At 38.1% G+C, this 25,750-nt stretch carries 25 protein-coding genes; 7 read left to right on the top strand and 18 right to left on the bottom strand.

Going from position 1 to position 25,750, the window contains the following annotated elements:
- Nucleotides 1–15: 15 nt before the first annotated feature.
- Nucleotides 16–813, bottom strand: a complete 798-nt coding sequence (locus T479_RS04075) for an inositol monophosphatase family protein (RefSeq protein ID WP_025218735.1) — start codon at nt 811–813, stop codon at nt 16–18.
- Nucleotides 814–1,147: 334 nt separating this feature from the next.
- Nucleotides 1,148–1,345: a YkzI domain-containing protein gene (locus T479_RS04070; protein ID WP_024362194.1), complete on the bottom strand. Its 198-nt coding sequence runs from the start codon at nt 1,343–1,345 to the stop codon at nt 1,148–1,150.
- A gap of 123 nt (nt 1,346–1,468) precedes the next feature.
- Here T479_RS04070 and T479_RS04065 point away from each other — a divergent pair, with 123 nt between their 5' ends.
- Entirely contained in the window at nt 1,469–2,095 is a 627-nt protein-coding gene (locus tag T479_RS04065) for a YktB family protein (protein WP_024362195.1), read from the top strand.
- Nucleotides 2,096–2,607: 512 nt separating this feature from the next.
- Here the strand turns inward: T479_RS04065 and T479_RS04060 are convergent.
- Together T479_RS04060 and T479_RS04055 are read right to left on the bottom strand one after the other, a co-directional pair.
- Nucleotides 2,608–2,895: a UPF0223 family protein gene (locus T479_RS04060; protein ID WP_024362196.1), complete on the bottom strand. Its 288-nt coding sequence runs from the start codon at nt 2,893–2,895 to the stop codon at nt 2,608–2,610.
- A 21-nt stretch (nt 2,896–2,916) separates the two neighbouring features.
- Entirely contained in the window at nt 2,917–3,876 is a 960-nt protein-coding gene (locus T479_RS04055) for an NAD(P)H-dependent flavin oxidoreductase (protein ID WP_024362197.1), read from the bottom strand.
- Nucleotides 3,877–4,022: 146 nt separating this feature from the next.
- Here T479_RS04055 and T479_RS04050 point away from each other — a divergent pair, with 146 nt between their 5' ends.
- Both T479_RS04050 and T479_RS04045 read left to right on the top strand, forming a co-directional pair.
- Complete coding sequence (locus tag T479_RS04050) at nt 4,023–5,492, top strand: aminotransferase class I/II-fold pyridoxal phosphate-dependent enzyme (RefSeq protein ID WP_024362198.1); 1,470 nt, start codon at nt 4,023–4,025, stop codon at nt 5,490–5,492.
- Nucleotides 5,493–5,789: 297 nt separating this feature from the next.
- On the top strand, nt 5,790–6,386 hold the full coding sequence (locus tag T479_RS04045; protein WP_025218734.1) for a class I SAM-dependent methyltransferase: 597 nt from the start codon (nt 5,790–5,792) through the stop codon (nt 6,384–6,386).
- A gap of 69 nt (nt 6,387–6,455) precedes the next feature.
- Here T479_RS04045 and T479_RS04040 read toward each other — a convergent pair whose 3' ends face one another.
- From T479_RS04040 to pdhA, 7 genes are all read right to left on the bottom strand, one after another.
- On the bottom strand, nt 6,456–7,133 hold the full coding sequence (locus T479_RS04040) for an LrgB family protein (RefSeq protein WP_024362200.1): 678 nt from the start codon (nt 7,131–7,133) through the stop codon (nt 6,456–6,458).
- Nucleotides 7,126–7,569, bottom strand: a complete 444-nt coding sequence (locus tag T479_RS04035; RefSeq protein ID WP_038509463.1) for a CidA/LrgA family protein — start codon at nt 7,567–7,569, stop codon at nt 7,126–7,128. Before T479_RS04035 ends, T479_RS04040 begins: the two co-directional genes overlap by 8 nt.
- Nucleotides 7,570–7,786: 217 nt before the next feature.
- Nucleotides 7,787–8,569, bottom strand: a complete 783-nt coding sequence (locus tag T479_RS04030; RefSeq protein ID WP_025218733.1) for an SDR family NAD(P)-dependent oxidoreductase — start codon at nt 8,567–8,569, stop codon at nt 7,787–7,789.
- A gap of 121 nt (nt 8,570–8,690) precedes the next feature.
- On the bottom strand, nt 8,691–10,106 hold the full coding sequence (lpdA, locus tag T479_RS04025; RefSeq protein ID WP_024362203.1) for a dihydrolipoyl dehydrogenase: 1,416 nt from the start codon (nt 10,104–10,106) through the stop codon (nt 8,691–8,693).
- Nucleotides 10,107–10,111: 5 nt separating this feature from the next.
- A complete protein-coding gene (locus T479_RS04020) occupies nt 10,112–11,455 on the bottom strand; it encodes a dihydrolipoamide acetyltransferase family protein (protein ID WP_025218732.1) in 1,344 nt (447 codons plus the stop codon).
- Nucleotides 11,456–11,502: 47 nt separating this feature from the next.
- Nucleotides 11,503–12,480, bottom strand: coding sequence for an alpha-ketoacid dehydrogenase subunit beta (locus T479_RS04015; RefSeq protein WP_024362205.1), 978 nt, complete (start codon nt 12,478–12,480; stop codon nt 11,503–11,505).
- 3 nt (nt 12,481–12,483) lie between these two features.
- The gene (gene pdhA, locus T479_RS04010) at nt 12,484–13,599 is read right to left on the bottom strand and encodes a pyruvate dehydrogenase (acetyl-transferring) E1 component subunit alpha (RefSeq protein WP_024362206.1); all 1,116 of its coding nucleotides are present in this window, start codon (nt 13,597–13,599) and stop codon (nt 12,484–12,486) included.
- A 395-nt stretch (nt 13,600–13,994) separates the two neighbouring features.
- Between pdhA and def the strand changes: the two genes are divergently transcribed.
- Entirely contained in the window at nt 13,995–14,552 is a 558-nt protein-coding gene (def, locus tag T479_RS04005; protein WP_024362207.1) for a peptide deformylase, read from the top strand.
- 262 nt (nt 14,553–14,814) lie between these two features.
- Here the strand turns inward: def and phnX are convergent, their stop codons facing one another.
- Genes phnX through T479_RS03980 form a run of 5 tightly spaced genes read right to left on the bottom strand, consistent with a single transcriptional unit; the run spans nt 14,815 to nt 20,064 of the window.
- Nucleotides 14,815–15,603, bottom strand: a complete 789-nt coding sequence (gene phnX / locus T479_RS04000) for a phosphonoacetaldehyde hydrolase (RefSeq protein ID WP_029747190.1) — start codon at nt 15,601–15,603, stop codon at nt 14,815–14,817.
- On the bottom strand, nt 15,593–16,693 hold the full coding sequence (gene phnW / locus T479_RS03995; RefSeq protein WP_025218731.1) for a 2-aminoethylphosphonate--pyruvate transaminase: 1,101 nt from the start codon (nt 16,691–16,693) through the stop codon (nt 15,593–15,595). The genes phnX and phnW overlap by 11 nt, the downstream gene beginning before the upstream one ends.
- Nucleotides 16,694–16,707: 14 nt before the next feature.
- On the bottom strand, nt 16,708–17,691 hold the full coding sequence (locus T479_RS03990) for an extracellular solute-binding protein (protein ID WP_024362209.1): 984 nt from the start codon (nt 17,689–17,691) through the stop codon (nt 16,708–16,710).
- 2 nt (nt 17,692–17,693) lie between these two features.
- Nucleotides 17,694–19,319, bottom strand: a complete 1,626-nt coding sequence (locus T479_RS03985) for an ABC transporter permease subunit (RefSeq protein WP_025218730.1) — start codon at nt 19,317–19,319, stop codon at nt 17,694–17,696.
- Nucleotides 19,312–20,064, bottom strand: coding sequence for an ABC transporter ATP-binding protein (locus T479_RS03980; RefSeq protein WP_024362211.1), 753 nt, complete (start codon nt 20,062–20,064; stop codon nt 19,312–19,314). The genes T479_RS03985 and T479_RS03980 overlap by 8 nt, the downstream gene beginning before the upstream one ends.
- 147 nt (nt 20,065–20,211) lie before the next feature.
- Here T479_RS03980 and T479_RS03975 point away from each other — a divergent pair, with 147 nt between their 5' ends.
- Nucleotides 20,212–20,970, top strand: a complete 759-nt coding sequence (locus T479_RS03975) for a DeoR/GlpR family DNA-binding transcription regulator (RefSeq protein WP_024362212.1) — start codon at nt 20,212–20,214, stop codon at nt 20,968–20,970.
- A gap of 108 nt (nt 20,971–21,078) precedes the next feature.
- Here T479_RS03975 and T479_RS03970 read toward each other — a convergent pair whose 3' ends face one another.
- The gene (locus tag T479_RS03970; protein WP_024362213.1) at nt 21,079–21,849 is read right to left on the bottom strand and encodes a Cof-type HAD-IIB family hydrolase; all 771 of its coding nucleotides are present in this window, start codon (nt 21,847–21,849) and stop codon (nt 21,079–21,081) included.
- Nucleotides 21,850–22,288: 439 nt separating this feature from the next.
- Between T479_RS03970 and T479_RS03965 the strand changes: the two genes are divergently transcribed.
- A complete protein-coding gene (locus T479_RS03965; protein ID WP_024362214.1) occupies nt 22,289–22,498 on the top strand; it encodes a DNA-directed RNA polymerase subunit epsilon in 210 nt (69 codons plus the stop codon).
- A gap of 5 nt (nt 22,499–22,503) precedes the next feature.
- Nucleotides 22,504–24,171: a ribonuclease J1 gene (gene rnjA / locus T479_RS03960; protein ID WP_024362215.1), complete on the top strand. Its 1,668-nt coding sequence runs from the start codon at nt 22,504–22,506 to the stop codon at nt 24,169–24,171.
- Nucleotides 24,172–24,838: 667 nt separating this feature from the next.
- Here rnjA and T479_RS03955 read toward each other — a convergent pair.
- Nucleotides 24,839–25,672, bottom strand: coding sequence for a TetR/AcrR family transcriptional regulator (locus T479_RS03955; protein WP_025218729.1), 834 nt, complete (start codon nt 25,670–25,672; stop codon nt 24,839–24,841).
- Between the last annotated feature and the right edge of the window lie 78 nt (nt 25,673–25,750).

Genomic DNA, 25,750 nt, shown 5'->3' with positions numbered 1-25,750 from the left:
ACAGTTTTTTAAAGGTTATACATCATAAGGCACAATATATTTTTCTAATAATTCATGATGAATAGAAGGATTTGCAATAATAAAAGTATCTTGATGTAGTAAATCTACAGTTCGTCCATGTAAATTGGATGCAATAGCCCCAACTTCATTTGCAATAATTGTTCCGCCGGCAATGTCCCATGGGGATAACCGCATCGATACATAAGCGTCTAATTTTCCACTAACAACAAAGGCAATTTCCATTGCTGCAGAGCCATAAGAACGCGTACCTCGAACTTTACGAATTAGGTCAATGACTTTTTCATGATGTATATGGCGATTGGGTGCAACCCAATGTGCATTAATGCCAATAACGGACTCTTCAATGGTCACAGGTTGTAACTTACGTAACGGTGATGCATTATACCAAGCACCCTGTCCAGCAATTGCATAAAATAAATCTTCGCGCATTACATCATATATGTAACCAAGTTTCCCTATACCATCAATAAATATTCCAATTGAAATCATAAAGTGGCGATGTTGCTTTACAAAATTCATCGTTCCATCAATCGGGTCGATAATCCATACAACGCCATCTAATGACTCTACTTTCTCCCCCATACCCTCTTCGCCTATAATATGATGGGTAGGATCAAAAGATTTAATTTTTTCTATAAAAAACAATTCTGTTTCACGGTCTATATTTGTAACAAGGTCATTCGCATTCGATTTTGTCTCGATCACTAAATTATACGAAAAGGCATTACGAATACGGTTTCCCGCTTCAACAATAATACTTTTTGCAAATTGATCGATCTGCTTTAAATCCATAAAAACCCACCCCTCGAATATAGAAAACATTTACGCTCGTCCACACACAACTTGCTTATCTGTGGTATTCAAGCAATAAAACTACCGTAGCTACACACTTTAAACGTACTCTAGTTCTAGACAGTAAAATGGCCTACACACTCTCCACAATAAGAGTGAGCATCATGTACAATGTGACCCTTTAAGAGCTTTGCATGTGTAGCGTCAAATGAAGAAAGATGAAAACTCCATTATCTAACAATGGTATATTGTCTATTTTACCCTTTATAACAACAAAAATCACCTGCTGTCGGAATATTCAGCAAGTGATTTTCATATGGGGGTTAATTTTTTTTTACGCATAGGCGTGCAAACTTTCCAGCTCCATCTGTATTTCAGCTAGACGCTTTTTACTTTTTGCGATTGCACCTTCGTCTTTCTCATTCATCGCTAAGAAGAGTGAGGCTAGCTCATAATCTAATTCTAATTGTAAAATGCGTTCATATTGCTTTTCAATGTCAACTTTACGTATAATTTTTACGACTTGTTTCATAAAAGTCACGTCCCTTTTTTATTTTTTTCCAAAACCTTATACGATTCGCTAAAGTTCTTGTTATAAGATTTTTTCCCATTTTTTTAATAAAATAAACCTTATAATCGAAAGGAGTTATTAAAAATGCCTACACTAAAATGGACTAATAAAGATTTTAATGTGTTTCAAATAAATGGCTTAGAACAAAGAATGGATGCCTTAAATTCTTGTGTACGACCAAAGTTCAATAAACTAGGAGAGAACTTCTCTGCTTTCTTTTCCAGTCATCTTGGAGAAGAATTTTACCCCCATGTTGCTAAACACGCCCGCAGAACGGTAAATCCACCAAATGATAGTTGGGTTGCCTTTGCTCCTTATAAAAGAGGCTATAAAGCATTGCCTCACTTTCAGATTGGTCTTTGGAGCACACATTTATTCATCGTCTTTGCTATTATTTATGAAGCACCGCAAAAAAATTTAATGGCACAACGTTTACTAGCCAACAAACCCTTGCTACAACAGCTTCCGAATGATTTTATTGTTTCTGGGGATCATATGTCACCAGAGGCAATTTCCATCGAAGACGCGAAAGAAGAAAAACTAGATGAATTGCTTATCCGTCTACGTGATGTTAAAAAAGGGGAATTTTTAGTTGGCCGTCATATTCCACGAGAAGACGCGATAAAATTGTCTGTTAGTCAATTCCAACAATTAGTAGAGGAAACATTCACTGCATTACTTCCAATTTATAAAATTATTCAAGAAAAATAAAATGGCCTATTCATTTTTGAAAATGTGGCATAAAAATCTTACAAGAAATTTATAAGGTTTAACAATTTTGGACGAGGTATTTATCCATTAACCGTTTCTGTAAATTGTAAGCTAAAGGACTGAAGCACTTTCTTTTTGAGGTTGTTGAGGATTTTGCACAGCAAGAATTATCAATCACTTGTTGTGGCTAAAGTTTTTTCTATAGCCTTGAGCTATGTCAGTGTATATTATTGGAGAATCCAAAATCTGTGAACATTTTTAAAAAAATTGATATTGCTGTAGTTTATGCAGACAACTATAAATTAACACCATAATGCTAGTGAATTCTTAAGAAGAATTATTATTTTAACATAATATTATAAATAGTAAGCTAGCAAAATCCGCTTTGCTTTCAACGGGCACAAATATTCACAATCCATTATGTACATCTGTCCAGAAGGCAGGGCGGGTTTGTTTTTTTATAAAAAAAGCATGCTAGAGTATTCCCTAGCACACTATTTCCAAGCCAATGTTTAACGTCTTTGCTTTGGTACAACTTTGATTATCGTACCATCAACCGCTTCTTTTGCTTGCTTCACTACTGGATAGCTAACATATCCACTAGCATCTTCGAATTCACGGAAAATGGTTTTTTCCTCTGCTTGTGAAGGCACAATTTCTTTAAATCGACGATATTTTGCCAGCATCACTTCACGTTTAATGCCCTTTTCATACGCAAGTTCAATGCCTTCAAAAAATTTTACAACATCGACAATTTCTTCTGTTGACCAATCAATTGAAAACGGATAAGAATATTCCATTTGAACGTAACCACCTTTACATTAGTGTCCCCATTTTACCCGGATACTTTCCGCTTCTGCAACCATTCTTGTAATTAGCTCGTCCACTGTTGGGATATCATGGATCATGCCCGTCACTTGTCCTGCCCAACCAATGCCAGCATCCTTTTCTCCATCGTAAATAAAACGTTTATTGGCACTGCCACTAATATAGTCTTTTAAAGCCTCATAAGTAGGCGTTTCACGCTCTATTTCTAAAATTTTTGCTGTGAAGTCACTCCGTAACGCGCGTGCAGGCGCCCCAATAGAGCGTTTAATCACCGTTGTATCTGCCTCAGAACTCGCGAGTAATGCGTCTTTATAGGCTTGTGAGGCATCCACACATTCCTTCGTCGCAATAAAGCGTGTGCCCATTTCAATGCCCTCTGCACCAAGTGCATGTGCGGCCATCCAACCCCGACCATCGCCAATGCCACCAGACGCAATCACAGGAATTTTTACACTATCAACCACTTGAGGTACGAGCACCATTGTCCCAACGTCATCACGCCCAAGATGGCCACCACCTTCTTGTCCAACAACCATCACTGCGTCTGCCCCTAGTTCTTCAGCTTTCTGAGCCTGTCTACGGGCTGCAACAAGCACTAGCTTTTTAATGCCTGTTCCTGCAAGTAAATCAAAAATCGGTGCGGGATTACCGCCTGTCATTGTGACAACAGGTACATTTTCTTCAACAGCAACTCGCACCATATCTTCATAGCCTGTGCCATGCATTCCAATGGCAAAATTTACACCAAACGGCTTATCTGTTAATGTTCTTAGTTTTTGTATCTCTGCACGCAATAAGTCTGGATCGCGTAAACTCATCGCCGTTATTTGCCCTAAACCGCCAGCATTTGACACAGCTGCTGCTAAATCAGCATATGCTAAATAGGCTAATCCCCCCTGGATTATTGGATATTTAATCTTTAATAGTTCGGTAATACGTGTCTCCCATTTCATCGAATCTCTCCTTTCGTTCCATACTTTCTTCTCGTAATCACGAAAAAATCCTTTTATTTTTTTAATTAAAGTCTATTTTTTCATGTCGTTAGGTGCTATAATTCATTTGTTTTCTTAGATATTATAAAAGTGAGGTGGTACCTGCGTTGTCACAATTAGAGACTCCATTGTTCGACGTATTACTAAAACATCGGAACAGACATCCAATTCAGTTCCATATTCCAGGCCATAAGAAAGGGCACGGTATGGATCCTGCTTTCCGAGAATTCGTCGGCGACAACGTTTTATCAATTGATTTAATCAACATTGCTCCACTAGACGATTTACATTCACCAAAAGGTGCTATCAAGGATGCGCAAGCACTGGCAGCAGAAGCCTTTGGTGCTGATCATACATTCTTTTCCGTTCAAGGTACTAGTGGCGCCATTATGACGATGATACTGACCGTCGTCGGTCCAGGTGATAAAATTCTAGTACCACGGAATGTTCATAAATCTATTATGTCAGCGATTGTTTTCGCTGGTGCAATTCCTATTTTTATTCATCCTGAAGTAGATAGTGAATATGGCATTTCTCATGGTATTTCGGCGGAAGCTGTAGAAAAGGCTTTAAATGCTTATCCGGACGCCAAGGCTGTCCTTGTTATTAATCCAACTTATTACGGCTTCTCTGCGGATTTAAAACGCATTGTTGAAATTGTCCATCGCCGTAATATTCCAGTCGTTGTCGATGAAGCACATGGCGTGCACATTAAATTCCATGACGAGCTACCATACTCAGCAATGGAAGCAGGCGCGGATATGGCTGCAACAAGCGTACATAAGCTTGGAGGCTCCATGACGCAAACTTCAATTTTAAACGTACGTGAAGGACTAGTTTCAGCTAAGCGCGTACAAGCAGTCTTTTCTATGCTGACAACAACATCAACATCCTACCCATTACTTGCATCGCTCGACACAGCTCGTCGTCAGCTTGCAATTCATGGCTATGATTTAATTGGGGATGCACTACGTTTAGCAAAAGATGCGCGTAAACGCATTAACCAAATTCCACATTTAAAATGTGCAGGTAAGGAAAAGCTTCACTCGTCCGCAACATACGATATGGACCCACTAAAACTGTTAATTAGTGTAAAAGATTTAGGCATATCAGGGCACCAAGCTGAGGAATGGCTTCGTCACAATGCAAATATTGAAGTAGAGTTATCGGACTTATACAATATTTTATGTTTAGTGACATTAGCAGATACGAAAAAAGAAATTAATCTTCTCATCAATGCTTTAAGCCGTATGTCAAAAGCTTTTGATTCAGAAGCTGCTGTTACTGAAACAGTTGTCAATGTACCTGAAATTCCAGCACTTGCAATGTCACCTCGTGATGCTTTTTATGCAGATACAGAAGTAGTCCCTCTTGCAGAAGCAGACAATTGTATTTGCGCTGAATTTATTATGGTCTACCCACCTGGAATACCTATTTTTATTCCCGGGGAAATAATTACACAAGAAAATATTCGTTATATTCAAATGAATATTGAAGCTGGTTTACCAGTTCAAGGACCCGAAGATACAACATTACAAACAATTCGTGTTATTAAAGAACGCAGAGCAATTATTTAAAAAACAAAGCTACCTATTCATTTTAGAAGGGGTAGCTTTTTATAGTTGAATCATACAGGTGTCAGCTTACTTACATATTCAACTTCAACACTAAATTAATTTTAATTATTTGTAAAAAATTACCTTAATTTTACAAACCTATAAATCCCCATTCTTTTCTATCCATATATTTTACCCTTTCATCCAATTGAATAACTTTCCTTTAATTGAAAAAGATTGTATTAATAATTGTATAAAGCAAAAAAATAGCTTATGTGCTGTCCTTTACTTACAATATTTATAAAGGGAGTGAATTGTATGAATACATGGGATGAACGATTTAACACAATTGAATACGTCTATGGCGAACAGCCAAATGCGTTTATAGAAAACTATGTAGAATTTTTAGAGGGGTATGTTAATGTTGCCGCATATGCTGAAGGAGAAGGTAGAAATGCCGTTTATTTAGCTTCTAAAGGGCATGTGGTAACGGCTTTTGATTATGCAAAAAGCGGTCTTGAAAAAACAGCACAGTTAGCAAAAAAGCATGGCGTTACTGTCAACACACAACTGCAAGATTTACTGCAAGATGAACTACCAGTAGAAACATTTGACGCTGCCGTGATGGTATTTGGTCATTTTCCCGCAGAACAGCAACATGCCGTTTTTCAACGCATCGTCAATTCGGTTAAACCCGGCGGTCGTATTATGATGGAATTATATTCCACGTCTCAATTATCCTATGCAACAGGCGGTCCACAAAATATTAATTTCCTATATAATCCAGCATCGGTGCTTATGTGGTGTCAGCCCTATAAAATTATTCATTTCTTTACCGGTGAACAAATACGCCATGAAGGTACTCTACACACAGGGCTTGCACATACCATTCAATTAATCATTGAAAAAAGTTAACTATGCTTGTGTCAAGCGAAAATGCTAGCACCCTTTACAAGCCCATTATGCCTTGTAAAGGGCTTTCTTTTATAAAAATAGATAGACAAAGAGTGGACAGAGAAAAGCTCCTATAATCGCTGTTAACCCCATAGAAAGCGAACCAACCGATAATTCTTGCTCACCATACTCTCTTAGTTTTACAAGCCCAACACCGTGCGAGGCACTTCCTACTGCTACACCTCTACTGACAGCAGAATCAATCTTTCCATATTTCAATACGAATGGCCCAATAATAGCGCCAACAAAACCTGCAATCATAACAAAAACCGCCGTTAAAGGAGGAATTCCGCCAATTGTTTCACTTACCTGCATGCCAACTGGCGTTGTTAAAGATTTAGGTAACGCCGTCAGCATCCAACTTTCTTTAACACCGATCCATTTGAGCATAACAAAAATGGTTACTAATCCAGTTATCATCGCTAATATGATACCGGATAAAATAGAAACTTTATATTTCATAATGATGGCTCTCTGATTATAAAGCGGGTAGGCAAGTGCAACAACAGCTGGCCCCAACATTTTTTGTAGCCATTCTCCTCCTACCATATAGGTTGAATATGGAATATTAAAAACAAGTAAGATAGCTGCACTGACAATAGTTGTCGTCACTAATGGAATTATTAATGGATGGGGAAACCGTTGATACAGCTTTGTAAATAATATAAACAGTCCAATTGTACCAAGTACAACAATAAGTTCAATCAACAAATAATTCTCCCTTCCCCTCTTCAATAGTTACTGCTTGTTCTTTCTTCGCTACTTCTCTTTTTTCAATCAGTTGGGTGAGTATTCCCGTTACATAAATAGCTATTAATGTACTAGCAATAACCGCCAAAATAATCAGCAGACCCGTTGTTGACATCAGTTCTGGATAATCAATAATACCAACAGTTGCTGGAATAAAGAACAATGTTAAAACGCCAATTAAAAAGCCAGCACCATCTTGAATGTATTCTACTTTCATTAGTTTAAAATTGAGTAAAAGTGCCAATAACAGTAAGCCAATTACACTTCCTGGAAGCGGAATGTGTAAGTAAGACACAATGCCCACACCGATGTAATAAAAAATATTAAGTATGCCAATTTGGACAATAATACGAACAACTCGCATCAATATCATAGTAAAATTTTCGTTCATCATTTCGCCACCGTTCCCCCCTGTTACGCTTATTCTACAACTGAAGGAATTTTCTGTCTATTACAATTTTAGAAAAATAATAGAAAAAAGAGTCAACCCAAACACGAATGAGTTGCTCCTTTGTGTACAAAATCCGCTTAACTGCGCACTTTTTCTATATTTACGCTATTGCAATAATTTAAATAAAAAGTACTAAATACAACGACATACTTGTCGCTCCCTATAAGGCGTGCCCTGAACCACCGTCAATATTTACAGCTGTTCCTGTTACATAACTTGCTGCATCTGACACTAAGAAAGTAATGACATTAGCTGCTTCTTGCGTTTCCCCTACACGACCTAGCGGAATAGATTGACCAACTTTACGAGAGTAGTCATCCCACGAAAGATCTTGTGCTTCTTTTTTCCATAACTTCTCAATTTGATCACTTCGAATTAAACCAATACACACTGAATTCACACGAATATTATCTTTTCCTAAATCTTTGCTCATGGCCTTCGTTAAAGCAAGTCCAGCTGCTCGACTAACAGTAGTAGGAAGTGAACTTGCAGGAGGCGTTTTAGCCATTACTGCCGTCACATTAACAATCGCACCGCCGCCTACCTTTCGCATATAAGGCACAGCATATTTAGAGCAATTGATAGAACCAAACACTTTTAAATCGATATCAGCTTGCCACACTTCACTGCTGACCGTTTCAAACGGATTAGCTGACGCTGTGCCTGCGTTATTAATTACAATATCTACGCGTCCATAATGCTCCACAGTACGTTCTATAAGCCTCTTACAGTCTTTTTCCTTCGTAATATCCGTCGGTACAATTAAGACTTCCTCGCCCGTTTCATTTTTAATGCATCCAGCGGCCACCTGTAGCTGTTTTTCACCACGTGCACTAATTACTACCTTTGCACCTTCTTTTACTAGCTGCATCGCCGTATAATAACCAATCCCTTTACTTGAACCAGTAATAATTGCTACTTTTCCCTTTAAGCCTAATTCCATTTCGCCCCACCTCTATGTTTTCAAATAGTTATTTACTAGTTTTACTGTATCAAAGTTAGTAAAATTATACAAAAAAACGACTATAAAGCGAACATGCTTTATAGTCGTTTTATATGTTCAATTATTTTTTCGCTACAATATGGATTGGGTTGCCTAGTAATACTTCAGCAGCTTCCATTGTAATTTCACCTAATGTTGGGTGAGCATGAATTGTTAACGCGATATCTTCAGCAGTCATACCGCCTTCGATTGCTAAGCCCATTTCAGCGATCATATCAGATGCACCAGCACCTACGATTTGAGCACCAATTAATAAGCCATCTTCTTTACGCGCAACTAGTTTCACGAAACCTTCTGTTTGGTTTAATGCAAGCGCACGGCCATTTGCTGCGAATGGGAATTTCGCTGCAGTATATTCAATACCTTCAGCTTTTGCTTGATCTTCGTTATAACCAACCGTTGCCATTTCTGGATCAGTGAAGCATACAGCAGGAACAGCTAGATAATCTACGATTGATTTCTCGCCAGCGATTGCTTCAGCAGCCACTTTACCTTCATAAGAAGCTTTGTGTGCAAGCTGAGGACCTGCTACGATATCACCAATTGCATAGATGTTTGGAATGTTTGTACGGCATTGTTTGTCAACTTTAATAAGGCCACGTTCACCGAATTCAATGCCAACACCTTCAAGACCCATTTCATCTGTATTTGGACGACGACCTACAGTTACTAATACATAATCAGCTTCAACTTTTTTCTCTTCTCCGCCAACTTCATACGTAACAACTACGCCGTTTTCTGTTTCTTCAACGCCTTTAGCAGATGCGTTTACTTCAATTTCAACGCCTTTCTTTTTAAGGCCTTTTTTCACGATTTGTGTCATTTGTTTTTCGAAACCAGCAAGAATATCTTTGCCACCTTCGATAATTGTTACTTGTGAACCTAGGTTTGCATAAGCTGAGCCTAGCTCTGTTCCAATGTAACCTCCACCGATTACAACTAATTTACTAGGTACTTCTTGTAAAGAAAGTGCGCCAGTAGAGTTTAGTACACGCTCAGAGAATTTAAACGTTGGAATTTCGACTGGACGAGAACCTGTTGCAATAATAACATTGTTAAATGTATATGTTTGAGCAGATTCACCATTGATGATACGCACTGAATGAGCGTCAACGAAATACGCTTCACCTTGTACTATTTCAACTTTATTTCCTTTAAGTAAGCCTTCAACACCGCCAGTTAATTTCTTAACAACACTGTCTTTAAAAGCTTGCGCTTTTGAAAAGTCTAATTTCACATCAGAAGCGATGATACCCATGTCATCTGAATGTTTAGCATGCTCAAAGCGGTGACCCACTGAAATTAATGCTTTTGATGGAATACAACCTACGTTTAAGCACACACCACCAAGTACATTTTTTTCAACGATTGTTACTTTTTGGCCAGTTTGAGCTGCACGAATTGCTGCTACATATCCTCCAGGACCTGAACCAATGACAAGAGTATCTGTTTCGATTGGGAAATCTCCTACTACCATTTTTGTTACGCCTCCATTAATAATAATTCTGGCTCACTTAACAAACGCTTTAAGTGATTTAAAGCATTTTGCGCAGTGGCTCCATCGATCATGCGATGATCAAAGCTCAATGATAATGCTAACACAGGTGCAGCTACAATTTCACCATTTTTTATTACAGGTTTTTCAGAAATTCGACCAATACCTAAAATCGCTACTTCAGGGTGGTTAATTACTGGCGTAAACCATTGGCCACCTGCAGAACCGATATTCGTGATAGACATGGAAGCGCCCTTCATTTCATGCGGAGCAAGTTTACCATCTCGCGCTTTTGTCGCTAAGTCATTAATTTCATTTGAAACTGCAAATACTGATTTGCGATCTGCATGTTTAATAACTGGAACTAATAAACCTTTTTCTGTGTCTGCTGCAATACCGATATTGTAGTAGTGCTTTTGAATAATTTCTTGTGTTGCATCATCTAAAGAACGGTTAAATTCTGGGAATTCACGCAATGTTGAAATAAGCGCTTTTACTACGTATGGTAAATACGTTAATTTTACACCTTTTTCAGCAGCAATATCTTTGAATTTTTTGCGATGTGCTACAAGAGCTGTTACATCAACTTCATCCATTAGTGTAACATGAGGTGCTGTTTGTTTCGAGTGAACCATTGCCTTGGCAATCGCCTTGCGAATACCAGACATTTTTTCACGTGTTTCTGGGAAGTCTCCTTCAAGAACAACTGGCGCAGCTTGGGCAGTTTCTTGTTGAGCAACTGCTTCTTCATTTGCCACTGGAGCTTCTGCAGCTTGCACTGATCCACCACCATTTAGGAAATTCTCAATATCTTCCTTTAGAATACGGCCGTTTTTACCAGTACCTGACACTTCATGAATATTTACTTCATTGTCTCTTGCAAATTTACGAACAGAAGGCATTGCAATAATACGTTTTGTACTATCTGCTGTTTCTTGTTTTACAGCTACTTCCGCTGTTGCTGGAGCTTTTGGTGCTTCTTCTTTAGCAGGCGCTTTTGCTACATCCTGACCAGCTTCAGCCGTTGACTGAACTTGTGCCTCCGTTTTCGCCTCTGCATGATCGTCACCTTTAAGTTTTAAATCTTCGTAGCCTGGAGCATCTAAACGGATTAATACATCGCCAACAACAGCAACTGTACCTTCTCCTACTAAGATTTCCTCTACTTTCCCTTCAACTGGTGAAGGAATTTCTACAACTGCTTTATCGTTTTGTACTTCACAAAGAATATCGTCTTCTTTGACAGTATCCCCAGCTTTAACGAACCATTTTACAATTTCGCCTTCGTGAATACCCTCGCCAATATCCGGTAATCTGAATTCAAATGCCATGTGTACCCATCCTTTCTCTTTGCTTTTCTTCAAATATGCAAACTACATTAGAATGTTAAGACTTTTTTCGCTGTTTCCATTACATCTTTATAGTTCGGTAACCAAACACCTTCAGCTTGTGGGAATGGGTACACTGTATCTGGTGCTGCTACTCGAAGTACAGGTGCTTCTAAACTCAAGATAGCTCGTTCTGTAATTTCAGCGACAACATTCGCAGCAATACCTGCTTGTTTTTGTGCCTCTTGAACAACGATTGCTCGGCCTGTTTTCTCAACTGACGCAATGATTGTTTCAATATCGATTGGTTGAATTGTACGTAAATCAATAACTTCTACAGAATGCCCTTCTTTTTCAAGTTCTTCTGCTGCTTTTAAGCTTTCATGTACCATTAAGCCATATGCAATAATTGTTAGATCTTTACCTTCACGTTTTACATCTGCCTTACCTAATGGAATTTCATATGCTTCCTCAGGTACTTCTTCGCGGAATGAGCGATATAATTTTAAATGCTCTAAGAAAATGACTGGATTGTCATTGCGAATAGAAGAAATAAGTAATCCTTTAGCATCGTAAGGTGTTGATGGTACAACGACTGTTAAGCCCGGCTGTGCCGTCATTAAACTTTCTAAGCTATCTGAGTGCATTTCTGGTGTATGCACACCGCCACCAAATGGAGAACGGATTGTAACAGGTGCATTATATACACCACCGCTACGGTAGCTTAAACGAGCTAATTGTCCACTGATTGAATCCATCACTTCATAGACGAAGCCGAAAAACTGAATTTCTGGAACTGGTCGGAAACCTTGAAGCGAAAGACCGATTGCTAAGCCACCAATACCTGACTCTGCTAATGGTGTATCGAATACACGATCTACACCAAATTCTTTTTGTAGGCCTTCAGTTGCACGGAAAACCCCACCGTTGACGCCTATATCTTCCCCGAATAACAGAACGTTTTCATCATTCTTTAATTCTGTGCGAAGCGCATCTGTAATTGCTTGAATCATCGTCATTTGTGCCATAGCTTATTTCGACTCCTTCTCTTTGTAGATTTCATACTGTTCTTTTAAATTCGAAGGCATTTCGCCTTTGTACATATTTTCCATTAACTGTGTTACTTTTTGCTTTGGTGCAGCATCGGCTTTTTTAATTGCGTCTTTAATTTCTTCTTTCGCACGCTCAATAACAGCCTCTTCTTTTTTCTCATCCCATAGTCCTTTACCCTCAAGGTATTTACGGAAACGAACTAACGGGTCTTTTTGAGCCCACTCGTTATCCGTGTCAGACGTACGGTAACGTGTTGGATCATCCCCCGCCATTGTATGTGGACCATAACGGTAACACATTGTTTCGATAAACGTTGGACCCTCACCATTGATTGCGCGCTCACGTGCATCACGAGTAGCAACGTACACTGCAAGTGCATCCATACCATCTACTAAAATACTTGGGATACCTGCTGCAACACCTTTTTGTGCAATTGTTTTTGCAGCTGTTTGTAATTCACGCGGTGTAGAAATTGCGAATTGGTTATTTTGTACGATGAAAATGGCAGGTGATTTAAATGCACCAGCAAAGTTCATTCCTTCGTAGAAATCACCTTGTGATGACCCACCATCACCTGTATAAGTAACTGCTACAGCTTTTTTACCTCGTTTTTGCATACCAAGTGCCACCCCAGCAGCTTGGATAAATTGTGCACCAATAATGATTTGTGGTGGTAAAACATTAACACCTTCTGGGATTTGATTGCCCTCGAAGTGACCACGTGAGAATAAAAATGCTTTATCTAACGGTAAACCATGCCATACAATTTGTGGTACATCACGGTAACCTGGTAAAATCCAATCTTCTTTTTCTAATGCAAAGTGAGAAGCAAGTTGTGAAGCTTCCTGACCAGCTGTTGGTGCGTAGAAGCCTAATCGACCTTGACGGTTAAGAGAAATGGAACGTTGATCTAAAATACGTGTATAAACCATACGCGTCATTAACTCAACTAACTCTTCATCTGCTAATTTCGGATCTGCCTCTTCATTTATAATTTCGCCTTCTTCGTTCAAAATTTGAAACATTTCAAACTTTTCTTCGATTTCAGTTAGCGTTTGTTGTGGATCAAAAATATTATTGTTTTTTTTGCTCATTTGTCACATCTCCCTTTCAACTGTATTAAAATAAATCACTTTCAAACTAGTACAACTTATTCTTAGGACTCAGTATACTGAATAAAATACAGTCGGTCAATCATATATTACGCCTTATACCAAAGAATTTTTCTACAAAAACGTTAAGAGTAGACTGTCCTATACTGTATCACTAACAATAAAAATCTGTATTACAACAACTTCCTTTAAGCGCTCAAACATTACGTTTCTCCAAATAATGACCAATAGTAGAATACCCCAGTTTTCTGTAATCTAATAGCTACACAAAAATTTTTTAAGTTTATTCAAATAAAGTCTTTTTTCATGTGCATGTTTTAATGCGTGATGTATACTTATAAATAAGGTAATACAAAGATTGAAAGGAAGATTCTCACATGATTTTAATGGATGATATAATTCGCGAAGGCCATCCGACACTCCGCACTAAAACAGAGGAAGTTCAATTCCCTTTAACTGATGAAATAAAACAGCTTGCTACAGATATGCTACAGTTTTTAATTAACAGTCAAGATCCTGAAATTGCCGATAAATATGATTTACGCAGCGGGATTGGATTAGCTGCTAACCAAGTAAATAGTCTACACCGCATGTTTGCCCTTCACTTAAAAGATGACAAAGGAGAACAATTGAGCTTTATCGCAATCAATCCGAAAATTGTTAGCCACTCTGTTGAAAATACCTATTTGCCAACTGGCGAAGGTTGCTTATCTGTTGATCGCAATGTCCCTGGGTATGTGCCACGTCACGCACGTATAACCGTGAAATTTAAAACAATGGACGGCGAAGAGAAAAAAATGCGTCTAACTGGCTTGCCAGCTATCGCCTTCCAGCATGAATTAGATCATTTAAACGGCATTATGTTTTATGATCGCATCAATGAAAAAAATCCATTTGCTGAAATTCCAGACGCTGTTCCATACGAACGCGACTAAGACTCACTAGTAGCTACGACGGATGCTTTCCGCTGGCGCACACGTAAGCGCCTACCATCGCTGTCGCGCGGTCTGTTGCGTCTTACATTGCTTGCGTTCCCCCAGGAGTCTACGTGGATTTTTACTTGGCAAGTCATAAATACATGGCTAACACGGAAATTGAATTAGTTGCCTGACACTTACTCTTATATGCATAGCAAAAAGTGTTAGATTGATTGCAGTCAATCTAACACTTTTTCGCTTTTATTCTATCTGCTATCTTTTAAACTAATCGCGCATTAATCGTCTCAATTAATGCCGGCAGTTCACGCATTGTTTGAATCGTATAGTGTGCACCCGTTTGTTCAAAAATAGCTTTTGTTTTTTCAATAACGGCTTGTTGCTCTTCATCAGATAGACTCATAAATTCTTGTTCTGTTAAACCCATTTCAGAACTTCCGACTATAACGCCAACAGCCCAAACTCCGGCATTTAATGCCTCTTGTATATCTGACGTAGTATCCCCGACTTTAACGACTTGCTTTGTCGCTTTCACGCCAAGTTCTTCTAAATTTCTGAAAATCATATATGGATAGGGACGTCCCTTATCTCCTATATCAGTCGGTGTAACTAAAAAATCAGGCTTGTATCCTTTCTCAGCAGCGTGATGTGTCACGACTTCCATCATAGCGGCAGTATAGCCTGTTGTGGAGCCAATGCGTATTCCGGCTTGTCTTAATTGTTGAACCGTTTCTTTCACATGTGGAATCGGGTCCGTATACTTAGCAAGCGATGCCATTAATTTCGTTTCAAACTGCGAATACAGTGCCTGTACATCTTGTTCTGTAAATGAACGGCCATACACACGTGCCCATGCCTCACTCACTCTTGGCATCTCAAGCATCGTCCGAATATGGTCAATTTTCAACATGCCCATCGGTTTGCGTGCTTCTTCTAGTGTCACCGCAACACCTGCATCTTCAAAAATAGTAAGAAATACATTGACAGGTGCAAAACAACCAAAGTCAACCGCTGTACCTGCCCAATCAAAAATTACCGCTTCAATTTTCATTATTTTTCACCGCCATATAGTTTTCAATAACATTACATAATGTAGTCATATCTTCCTCATGAACATCCCCTATATTACCGATTCGGAATGTATCAAATTCAGTTAGCTTACCAGGATAAATAACAAAGCCTGCTTGTTTCATTTCATGATAGAAATGCTCGAAAGAAAATCCTTCATATGGATATAAAAACGTCGTGATAATCGGTGATTGCATTTCCGCTGAAATATAAGCTTCAAAACCACAGCGTGATAATCTTTCACGCAATAGTTGATTATTTTTAGCATATCGTGTGTAGCGTGCCGCAACGCCACCTTCTTCAGCAAGTTCCTCCAACGCCTTTGCAAAGGCCGCTACAACATGTGTTGGTGATGTAAAACGCCATTTCCCGTCTACACTCATCACTTCCCATTGTTTGTATAAATCTAATGCTACACTCTTGGCTTGTCCTTTACATTTTTCTAACGCTTCTATTTTCGCAACAACAAATCCAAAACCTGGCACGCCTTGAATACATTTGTTAGCACTACTGATTAAAAAATCAATTTGCATATTCGATAAATCCATTGGCACGCCACCAAAGCTACTCATTGCATCTACAATAAATGTTTTATTAAACGATTTTACAACTTTGCCTATTTCATCAATAGGATTTAATATCCCCGTTGTCGTCTCACAATGGACAATCGCGACATGCGTAATAGCAGCATCTTTTTCAAGTATAGCTTGTACTTCTAAAGGTGATGGTTGCTCATGATACGGTAGACTGTAAACAACATGCTGTAATTGAAGGACTGTTGCCATTTCTACGATTCGTTCCCCGTACGCTCCATTTGTAATAATGAGTACCTTATCTGCATTTCCAATAGCAGTTGTCAGAACCGATTCAACGACAAAGCTCCCACTTCCTTGCATTAAAATAGCTGTATAGTCTGTTTCATCAACCTGCGCTATCGCCACTAACTGTTTGCGTATTTCTTGTGTAACTTGCTTGTAGTCGTCATCCCATGTACAGCGATCCACTAGCATCTCTTTTTTTACTGCTTCTGTAGTTGTTAGTGGACCGGGAGTTAATAATTTGTAGGTATTCATATTGTTAGGCTCCTTTATTGTTGTGCTTCTTTAAAGAATGTTTGATGTTTTTCTAATAAATCGACAGTTAAAGTCGTATCCCATTTTTTTAAGTATTTTGGAACATATTTTTCCTCTACTTGCTCGCCTTCATAAAGTGCTACAGGATATTGTTTTAACAAATCTGCTCGCGCCTCAGTCGCAATGACCTTTGCTATTTCACTCGCCAATGCCTCGTCCCCTTCTTTATCTACAACGGCAACAGATTCTGTTAACGTGAAGTTACCTTCCGTTGGGTCAATATAGTCGATTGGTAAGCCCTCATTTTTGGCATCAATTGCTTGAATACGTAAGCCAAACCCTGCTGCGACTTCTCCTGTTTTCACCTTTTTAATAGGGCCAGAACCAGAACTTTCAATATGCGGTCCAGCATTTTTAATTAAATCTGCTAATACTTGCTTTCCTTCTTTTTCGCCATATTCACTCATAATCGCCTGTACTAATAGCCAGCCAGTAGAGGAGTCTAAAATATTTGGAAAAGAAACTAAATCTTTATATTCTGGCTTCGTTAAATCTTTAATTGTTTGTGGCACAGGTAGCCCTTTTTGCGCCAATAAATCTGTATTGATAAAAATAGACCCGACATTCCCTAAAATCGGTAATGCATAAGTTGAACCACCATCTAACGGCTTTAACTCAGAAGTTAGTTCAACAAACATTGATTTAGATGTTTGAGCACTTTCGATAAAGTAAGAAGCCATTGTTACCACATCCGCTTCAATATCCTTACCCTCTGCCATCATTTTCCCACCTAATTCAGATGTACCGAATGATTGGATAATATACTTTCCTTCATACCCCTTTTTATCGAGTGTGGTTTGCATTACTTCAATTGCTTCATCATCAGCATTAGAATAGATAATAACTTGATCCTTCGTATCAGCCTCCGCACCTCCACACGCTGCTAATACAATTGCAGAACTAACCGTTCCAAACATCATGACTGTCGACTTTTTCATCATTACATCTCCTTAAACTTTTCTTTATTTGTTGTTATATAGTCACAACCTAATTTCACAATGAGGTTTGTACATAAAATAAAAATTGAGAGAACAAAAATATCCGTATACTTCGCAAAATGCTGCAATTCTTTAATGCGCGTAGAGACAAGCATCGTTTTCGTACTGACAAGGAAAATTACGCCACTAACTGTCACCATGGCATTTAAAAAATAATAGCTAAACATTTGAAAAATAGTAGGTCTTATATTCGGCAAAATAACGCGAACGACCGTTTGAAGCCAAGAGTCCTTTAATAACTCTCCCGTCACTTCCCATGTTGGGTCCATTTTTTGCAAAGAGTTTTTCGCCATTAAATACGGTGTTGTAAAGAAATGGACAACCGTATAGGCAATAATGATAAAGAAGGTCCCTTTAAGCGAACTCCCATTGAAGAAAAATAAATAAGAAAGACCGAGTACCATACCTGGCACTGTATTGGTAATCATTGACGCAAAATCTAATGTACTTCTCCCTTTTAACGGTGTTCTGACATTTAGAAGTGCTGAAACAAACGCGATGCCCACACCTAAAATTGCTGTAAAAAAGGCAACAATAAGAGAATTCATATAAACCCTTGTTAAATTCTTTTCTGCTAAAACATTTTGTACATGTTCCAATGTGAAGCTAAAGTCATATGGATAGCCCTTAGTAAACGGCACGATAAACATTGTTGAGAAGATGATAAAAATCGTACTTACGCATACTAGCGATAGCACTGTAAATGTACTGTCTCGAAGACGATGCACGACTAGAGCACTTTGACTGACATGCTTATATTGAAAATTAAATCGATCTAGCACGCTTAGCATCACGATGCCAAGTACAGCAGGTACAAGCATGAGTACGGAAATTACCGCCCCTTGTTCAAATCGCACAATAGAACCAAGCATCGCTTGATATAGCTCTGTTGCAATCACTTTATAACCCCCACCTACCGAAGCAGGGATACCAAAATCGGTAAAACTTAAAATAAACGTTAAAATAAATGCTCCACCAATTGTTCCTATCATAGGTCGAAATACGGTATGGTAAAATCGACGTGATGGTCTATCATGCATTAGCATCGAGACAAGCAAAAAGCGTTTATCAATGTACTGCATGGAATTTTGCATTAAAATAAATGCAACAGGCAATGTGTAAAGCACATACCCAATCAACAAGCCATTAAATCCATAAATTGTCACTAAGGGCTTCCCCAGAAGTTTTGTTAGTATTCCTTGATTGCCAAATGTGTAAAGCAATACAAAACCATAGGTAATTGTCGGCAAGAGCATCGGCAATGTTACCCCGATATGTACAAGCTTTTTTAAATGTTGATTCATCGTCGTAAAATGCATGGCATAGGCAAGAGCAAACGCTAAACAAGTAGTAATAACGGCAGCGACAAATGACACTTGGAAACTATTAAGAAACGCTTCCCGAATTTCAACGCTCTGTAATGCTTCTACATAGTTTTGAATCGTTACGCTATTGCCTTTTTTCAAAGACTGCCAAAACATATAAAGTAATGGCACAATTAAAAAGAACAGAAAAAAGAAGACAATTGGCAGAAAGAGAATTTTCACCATTTTATTCGTTTTAAGCATAGGATTCTCCAAACAGTTGATAGATGTTATGACGTTTAATATGAAGTTGCTTTAATATAAAGTCTTCCACAAATTGATTTTTTGGTGTTTTCAATATTTCGTGAGGTGTGCCATATTGTGAGACAGTTCCCTCATTAATGATGAGTACTTTATCTGATAATGTGAGCGCCTCCTCAGGATCATGTGTCACAATAATAGTTGTTAATTTAAATTGGCGAGCAATTGATTTAATGCGCTCCTTAATGGATTCTTTAATCACACCATCTAGCGCACTTAACGGTTCATCTAGCAATAAAATTTTCGGCTGCATAACAAGCGTTCTAGCAATAGAGACACGTTGTTTCTGTCCACCAGATAATTCGTGAATCTTTTTATGTAAATGTGGAGCGAGTTCTAAGAAATCCACATACTCCTGAATCTCAGCTTTTGACATTTGCTGTTTTTTATTTTTCAAGCCATAGACGATATTGTCGTAAGCATTTAAATGTGGGAACAACGCGAAATCTTGGAAAACGATATTAAATCCTCTATCCTGCATCGATTGTTTCGATATATCTTGTCCATTGTAAAAAAGTTGCCCATCTGTTTGTTCTGTGAGACCTAAAACAATGTTGAGTAATGTCGTTTTCCCACAACCACTCGGCCCCAATAACGAAACAATTTCACCAGAATCTATCGTTAAATTTATATCTCTTAAAACATTTTTATTTTTATAACTTTTTGAAATATTTTTTAGTTCTAACAAATTGCTCACTCCTTTTGAGTTGTTAACCACAGTATAGAGACAATTTGTAAAGGGAAATCACATGTTTGTGTAAATGTTGAGTAAATTCTGACTAACTGTTGACAAACTTATTACTACTTTGAGTAAATAACAATAAGAGGTGATGTAATGTATACAGTAGAAAGGCAACAACATATTTTGCAATTCATTCGGAATAACAAGGTAGTAAAATTAGTAACCCTGACAAAAGAATTCAATGTATCGATGGAAACTATCCGAAGAGATATTCAACAACTTGTGCAAGAGAAGAAAATCGAGAAGTTTTATGGGGGTGTAAAATATATTGAACCCGTTGAAGGATTAATGGACAATCGATTAACACAGCAGTTAACAGAAAAAATTGCCATTGCCAAAGCTTGTGCTTCTTTAGTTAATAATGGTGACTGCATTTTTATCGATAGTGGCTCAACAACTTATCAAATGACACCATTTCTACTAGGCAAGGAGAAACTAACAGTCGTGACGAACTCTCTTCCTGTAGCATTTGATTTAATTGGTTCTAATATTGAAGTGATGATTATCGGCGGAAGAGTGCGACATTCGGAAAAATCGGTCACTTCAAATGACTTCCTTTTCCACTTCGACCATCTCAATATTAATAAGGCATTTATATGCGCAAGTGGCGTGACATTAGAAAAAGGAATATCCGATTTTAGTTTAGAAGAAGCGATGACGAGGAAACAGCTTATTAATATTTCGCAGACAGTTTATGTTGCAACTGATTCTACCAAATTCAATAAAGATGTGGCTATTCAAGTATGCCCGCTAGAAGAGGTCGATATGATACTTACTGATAACGGACTGCCCAAAGAAACATTACATCAATTTACGGAGGCTGGCATTCAGTTGAAGGTTGTTGATATCTAAAGCATTGTTTGAGTAAATTGTTTGAGTGACTGGCACCAATAATACGTAAAAAACCCACTTCTCGTGGGTTTTCCTTTTAATATTCAAAATTGTTTGAGTGACTGGCACTTAAATAATTTTTAAATAGCGCATCGCTTTCGCAAGTCCGTCCGCATCTACATGATCGGTAATATGTGTCGCGACCGCCTTTACTTTTTCATGTCCATTTCCCATTGCCACGCTCGTACCAACAGCCTCTAACATTTCAATATCATTCATACCATCACCAAAAGCAATGGCATCCTCTAACGTTAAGCCCATTTTCGCGAGCACTTTTTCGATTCCAGCAGCCTTGGAACCTCCTTTAGGTAAAATATCACAAGAATATTCATGCCAACGCACGAACTGGACATTTGGAAATGCCTCATCATACAAATGTTCATCTTTCTCTTCCATAAAGATGAGTGTTTGATAAACATCGTGCTGCATATAATAAGATGAGTCTAATTCTGGGTACGGGTATTTTAACGTGTTTAAACTTTCGGATACCTTGTTATGCCCTCCAACTGACGCAATCATTCGCTTGTCATCTAAAAAAACAACGGGTTCATTGCGCGCTTCTCCAAAGGCAATAATTTTCGCTAATTCTTCTTTTTCCACACCATTTGCGTAGACAACCTCGCCTTGATAAACGACGTACTGTCCATTAAAAGTCACATATGTGTCAATATCAAGCTCTTCTAACAATGGTTCAATCATAAATGGTGCACGTCCAGTAGCAATTGCAAGCTCATATCCTTTACGACGTGCTTCTAATAGCGCTTCTTTCGCAGAAGCAGGCAATACTTTTTCACTGTTATAGAGCGTTCCATCTACATCAAAAAATAAAATTTTTTTCATCCTATAATCCCTCTCTTTATGTATGATGTTGCAAAGGCTAAATCCTTTACACAGGCATTGTTTTTAATTATAATGATCCTAAGGAGTGATGTGCCATGCTGAAGAAACTAAAGCGAAAATTGTTGAAGCGACTTCGTGGCGTACTCGGAAAAAAATCAATTGCCTAACATTTGCCCTTCATTATTTGAAGGGCTTTTCTTTATTTTAGAGTAGCTGCGTGATAATATAAAGGAAATGCATTTATTTGACTATGCGCAACCACTGTCTCATTGCTTTTCATGAAAAGTGCAAGATAAAAGTATTGAGATACAAGAAATTCAAACGCTCATTTCTTTATTCGTCTAAAGTATACTAGAAATTCGCGATTTTTTCTTGTAGTACGTGTGTGGTAATAGCCAAATGTGCAATAATAATGTACGCAATCAAAGGAGAGCAAACTATGATTTACAAAGTTTATTATCAAGAAAAAGCAAATGAGATTCCAGTTCGCGAAAACACTAAAAGTCTATACCTTGAAGCTGCTTCAGAACGTGAAGTACGTCAAAAGTTACAAGACCGTCATTACAACATTGAGTTCATTCAACTGCTTGAAGGTAACTATTTAGAGTACGAACAAGCAAGTCCGAACTTCGTCTTGGAGGAAATTTAACAAACATGAAGTTTGTTAAAAATGACCAAGCAGCTGTTTTCGCGCTCGGCGGACTGGGCGAAATCGGCAAAAATACTTACGGTGTTCAATTTCAAGATGAAATCATCTTAATTGATGCCGGTATAAAATTTCCTGAAGACGATTTACTCGGGATTGACTATGTTATTCCAGATTACACGTATTTAGTACGAAACGTAGATAAAATTAAAGGGCTATTTATTACGCACGGACACGAAGACCATATTGGTGGTATCCCTTATTTACTACGTCAAGTAAATGTTCCTGTTTATGGAGGTAAGCTTGCACTTGGCTTATTGCGCAATAAACTAGAAGAGCATGGTTTACTACGTACAACAAAACTAATCGAAATTAAAGAAGAAGATATTATTAAATTTAGAAAGACATCTGTCAGCTTCTTTAGAACAACGCATAGTATTCCAGATGCTTACGGTATCGTCGTTAAAACACCTCCAGGCAATATCGTGCACACAGGTGACTTTAAATTCGACTTTACACCTGTAGGAGAGCCTGCAAACTTAACAAAAATGGCTGAAATCGGACGTGACGGCGTTCTTTGCCTATTATCTGATAGTACGAATGCTGAAAAACCAAATTTCACAATGTCTGAACGTACAGTTGGAAAAAGTATCGATGAAATCTTCCGCAAGGTTGATAGTCGTATTATTTTCGCAACATTTGCATCCAATATTCACCGCTTACAACAAGCAACAGATGCTGCCATTAAATACGGACGAAAAATCGCTGTATTCGGTCGATCTATGGATAATGCCATTACAATCGGCCGTGAGCTAGGCTACATCAACGCACCAAAAGATACTTTTATTGATGCGCAAAGCATTAACCGTTTACCTGCCAATGAAGTAATGATTTTATGTACAGGCTCACAAGGTGAACCAATGGCAGCACTATCTCGTATTGCCAATGGTACACACCGTCAAATTCAAATCCAGCCTGGCGATACAGTTGTCTTCTCTTCTTCACCAGTACCAGGGAATACGGTTAGCGTAAATAAAATTATCAACTTACTGTTCCGTGCTGGCGCAGAAGTTATTCACGGTGCATTAAATAATATCCATACTTCTGGTCACGGTTCACAAGAAGAACAAAAGCTTATGCTACGACTGATGAAGCCAAAATTCTTTATGCCTATTCACGGTGAATTCCGTATGCTAAAAATGCATACGCATTTAGCAGAAGATTGTGATGTTCCACTGGAAAATACATTCGTCATGGAAAATGGTGATGTTCTGGCATTAAGTGCAAATGAAGCACATGTGGCAGGTCGCATCCCTTCTGGTGATGTCTATATTGACGGTAATGGTATTGGAGACATCGGTAATATTGTCTTACGTGATCGTCGCATCCTTTCTGAAGAAGGTTTAGTCATTGTTGTTGTCAGCGTTGATATGGAAAACCAAAAAATCGTTTCAGGGCCTGATATTATTTCACGAGGGTTTGTCTATATGCGTGAATCCGGCACAATGATTAACGAAGCACAAAAAATGCTAAATCGTCATCTAAATGAAACAATCCAAGGTAAAACACCTCAATGGACAGAACTTAAAAATGAAATCACTGATGTTTTAGGACCTTATTTATTTGAGAAAACAAAACGTCGTCCAATGATATTACCAATTATTATGGAAGTATAATCTTCTATATTAAGAGGCTGGGACATAAGAGAAAAAGTGTTAGATTGACTGCCATCAATCTAACACTTTTTTGCTATGCCGTTGTTGTCCGCTACGGCGGTGCTTTCCGCGGGCACACTGTAAGCCGCAACCCTCGCTACGCGCAATGCCCGCGTCTAACATTATGTGCTGTTCCCGCTGGAGTCACCGCCTTCGCTACCAACAAACTAGTGAACACTTCTAATTTTTTAAATTGCAAAAGCAAGAATAGCTAATGTCTCCATATAGCAAAAAATTATGAACACCTTTCGTCTGTTTCTTAAATTTTTTTAGTTATGTCCCAGCCCCCTTTTTTTGCATAGAAACTCTATTTTTCTTCGATAAAGTAGTATCCTTGTTCAAGCCTTCTCTATGGATGGAGTTGAATAGTTAAATCAGGACATCTCCCATTACTCTTTGTGGCAAAATAATCCGTCTTTATCATTTTTGTTCTGATAGCGCTTATTTTGTCCCACGTTTAAAAATGTTGAATGTGATTTCATAAATTTTTAAAATTTTGAAACCTCCTCCAACATTTTACGTATATAGTAATATCCTCTTGGAAAAGTGCACCATCTCTTTTCAAAAACAAATACAAAAAATAGAATTATCCACAATAACAAAACTGTGAACAATTCTATTTTAACAATTAAAACTGAAAGTATTTATCCAATACATAGACGACCCATTGACACCCCGGCTGCAGACGAATATTTTCAATTAAACCTTTGATAATCGCTTGACTATATGTTGTATGCTCAACCTGATTTTTTAAAAGCTCCAAAGATTCCCGCTCAATAGACGGCTCTAAGTTATGAATACTTTGATCAATTAACTGTAATAGCGATTCCTGCGTTATTTCTTGATCACATGGTCTTGCTACTAATTGAGCAAGTTCCTCGGTAATAAAAGGAATTGTCGTATGTCGAGCAATTATATCGGTCTTTTCCGCTAAAGATTGCGCCAACTGATCTAGGTCGAGCGGTAAATCAGAAAATATAAATAGCTCGGCATAACTTTTCATAAACCCTTTTACACAATACATAACATCGTACTTTGTCTCTTGTAGCTCTTCCTGATACAACTGTTCAAGCATTTGGACTATAGACTTCGACATATCTGCTTCATAGGCACTCACTTTGAGAAACAACTCTTTATTTGTAAGAAAAACCTTTTCATTAAAAAAAACACGTGACGATGCTGCATGTTTTTTGAATGCTTGAAAAATATTTTTGTAGAAATCAACCAGCATGACATCTTTTTTATTCGAATTTCTGACTACGTGGTCAATATCTGCAATAAATTGCTGTAAGTAGTAGTCAACCATTGAGAAAAGAAGCTCATCTTTTGTTTTAAAAGACAAATAAAATGCCCCTTTAGAAATACCACAGCGTTCCGTAATTTGCTGTACAGATGTTGCTTCAAAGCCTTGTTCAGAGAACAGTTCTAATGCTTTCTCCATAATTAATTGCTTTTTTAACATATTTTTAAATCTCTCCTAATGCATTTCGTTGACAAATGACTGATTAGTCATTAGTATAAATAATTGAATCTAGTAAGT

This window comes from Lysinibacillus sphaericus, assembly GCF_000600105.1.
In the GTDB taxonomy this organism is placed as follows: Bacteria; Bacillota; Bacilli; order Bacillales_A; family Planococcaceae; genus Lysinibacillus; species Lysinibacillus sphaericus.
This window is presented reverse-complemented; position numbering and strand designations above follow the sequence as displayed.

Coding starts and splice junctions, on each gene's coding strand:
- T479_RS04075 (WP_025218735.1), bottom strand. CDS start 813: ATGGATTTAAAGCAGATCGATCAATTTGCAAAAAGTATTATTGTTGAA.
- T479_RS04070 (WP_024362194.1), bottom strand. CDS start 1,345: ATGAAACAAGTCGTAAAAATTATACGTAAAGTTGACATTGAAAAGCAA.
- T479_RS04065 (WP_024362195.1), top strand. CDS start 1,469: ATGCCTACACTAAAATGGACTAATAAAGATTTTAATGTGTTTCAAATA.
- T479_RS04060 (WP_024362196.1), bottom strand. CDS start 2,895: ATGGAATATTCTTATCCGTTTTCAATTGATTGGTCAACAGAAGAAATT.
- T479_RS04055 (WP_024362197.1), bottom strand. CDS start 3,876: ATGAAATGGGAGACACGTATTACCGAACTATTAAAGATTAAATATCCA.
- T479_RS04045 (WP_025218734.1), top strand. CDS start 5,790: ATGAATACATGGGATGAACGATTTAACACAATTGAATACGTCTATGGC.
- T479_RS04035 (WP_038509463.1), bottom strand. CDS start 7,569: ATGATGAACGAAAATTTTACTATGATATTGATGCGAGTTGTTCGTATT.
- T479_RS04030 (WP_025218733.1), bottom strand. CDS start 8,569: ATGGAATTAGGCTTAAAGGGAAAAGTAGCAATTATTACTGGTTCAAGT.
- lpdA (WP_024362203.1), bottom strand. CDS start 10,106: ATGGTAGTAGGAGATTTCCCAATCGAAACAGATACTCTTGTCATTGGT.
- T479_RS04020 (WP_025218732.1), bottom strand. CDS start 11,455: ATGGCATTTGAATTCAGATTACCGGATATTGGCGAGGGTATTCACGAA.
- T479_RS04015 (WP_024362205.1), bottom strand. CDS start 12,480: ATGGCACAAATGACGATGATTCAAGCAATTACAGATGCGCTTCGCACA.
- pdhA (WP_024362206.1), bottom strand. CDS start 13,599: ATGAGCAAAAAAAACAATAATATTTTTGATCCACAACAAACGCTAACT.
- def (WP_024362207.1), top strand. CDS start 13,995: ATGATTTTAATGGATGATATAATTCGCGAAGGCCATCCGACACTCCGC.
- phnX (WP_029747190.1), bottom strand. CDS start 15,603: ATGAAAATTGAAGCGGTAATTTTTGATTGGGCAGGTACAGCGGTTGAC.
- phnW (WP_025218731.1), bottom strand. CDS start 16,693: ATGAATACCTACAAATTATTAACTCCCGGTCCACTAACAACTACAGAA.
- T479_RS03990 (WP_024362209.1), bottom strand. CDS start 17,691: ATGAAAAAGTCGACAGTCATGATGTTTGGAACGGTTAGTTCTGCAATT.
- T479_RS03985 (WP_025218730.1), bottom strand. CDS start 19,319: ATGCTTAAAACGAATAAAATGGTGAAAATTCTCTTTCTGCCAATTGTC.
- T479_RS03975 (WP_024362212.1), top strand. CDS start 20,212: ATGTATACAGTAGAAAGGCAACAACATATTTTGCAATTCATTCGGAAT.
- T479_RS03970 (WP_024362213.1), bottom strand. CDS start 21,849: ATGAAAAAAATTTTATTTTTTGATGTAGATGGAACGCTCTATAACAGT.
- T479_RS03965 (WP_024362214.1), top strand. CDS start 22,289: ATGATTTACAAAGTTTATTATCAAGAAAAAGCAAATGAGATTCCAGTT.
- rnjA (WP_024362215.1), top strand. CDS start 22,504: ATGAAGTTTGTTAAAAATGACCAAGCAGCTGTTTTCGCGCTCGGCGGA.
- T479_RS03955 (WP_025218729.1), bottom strand. CDS start 25,672: ATGTTAAAAAAGCAATTAATTATGGAGAAAGCATTAGAACTGTTCTCT.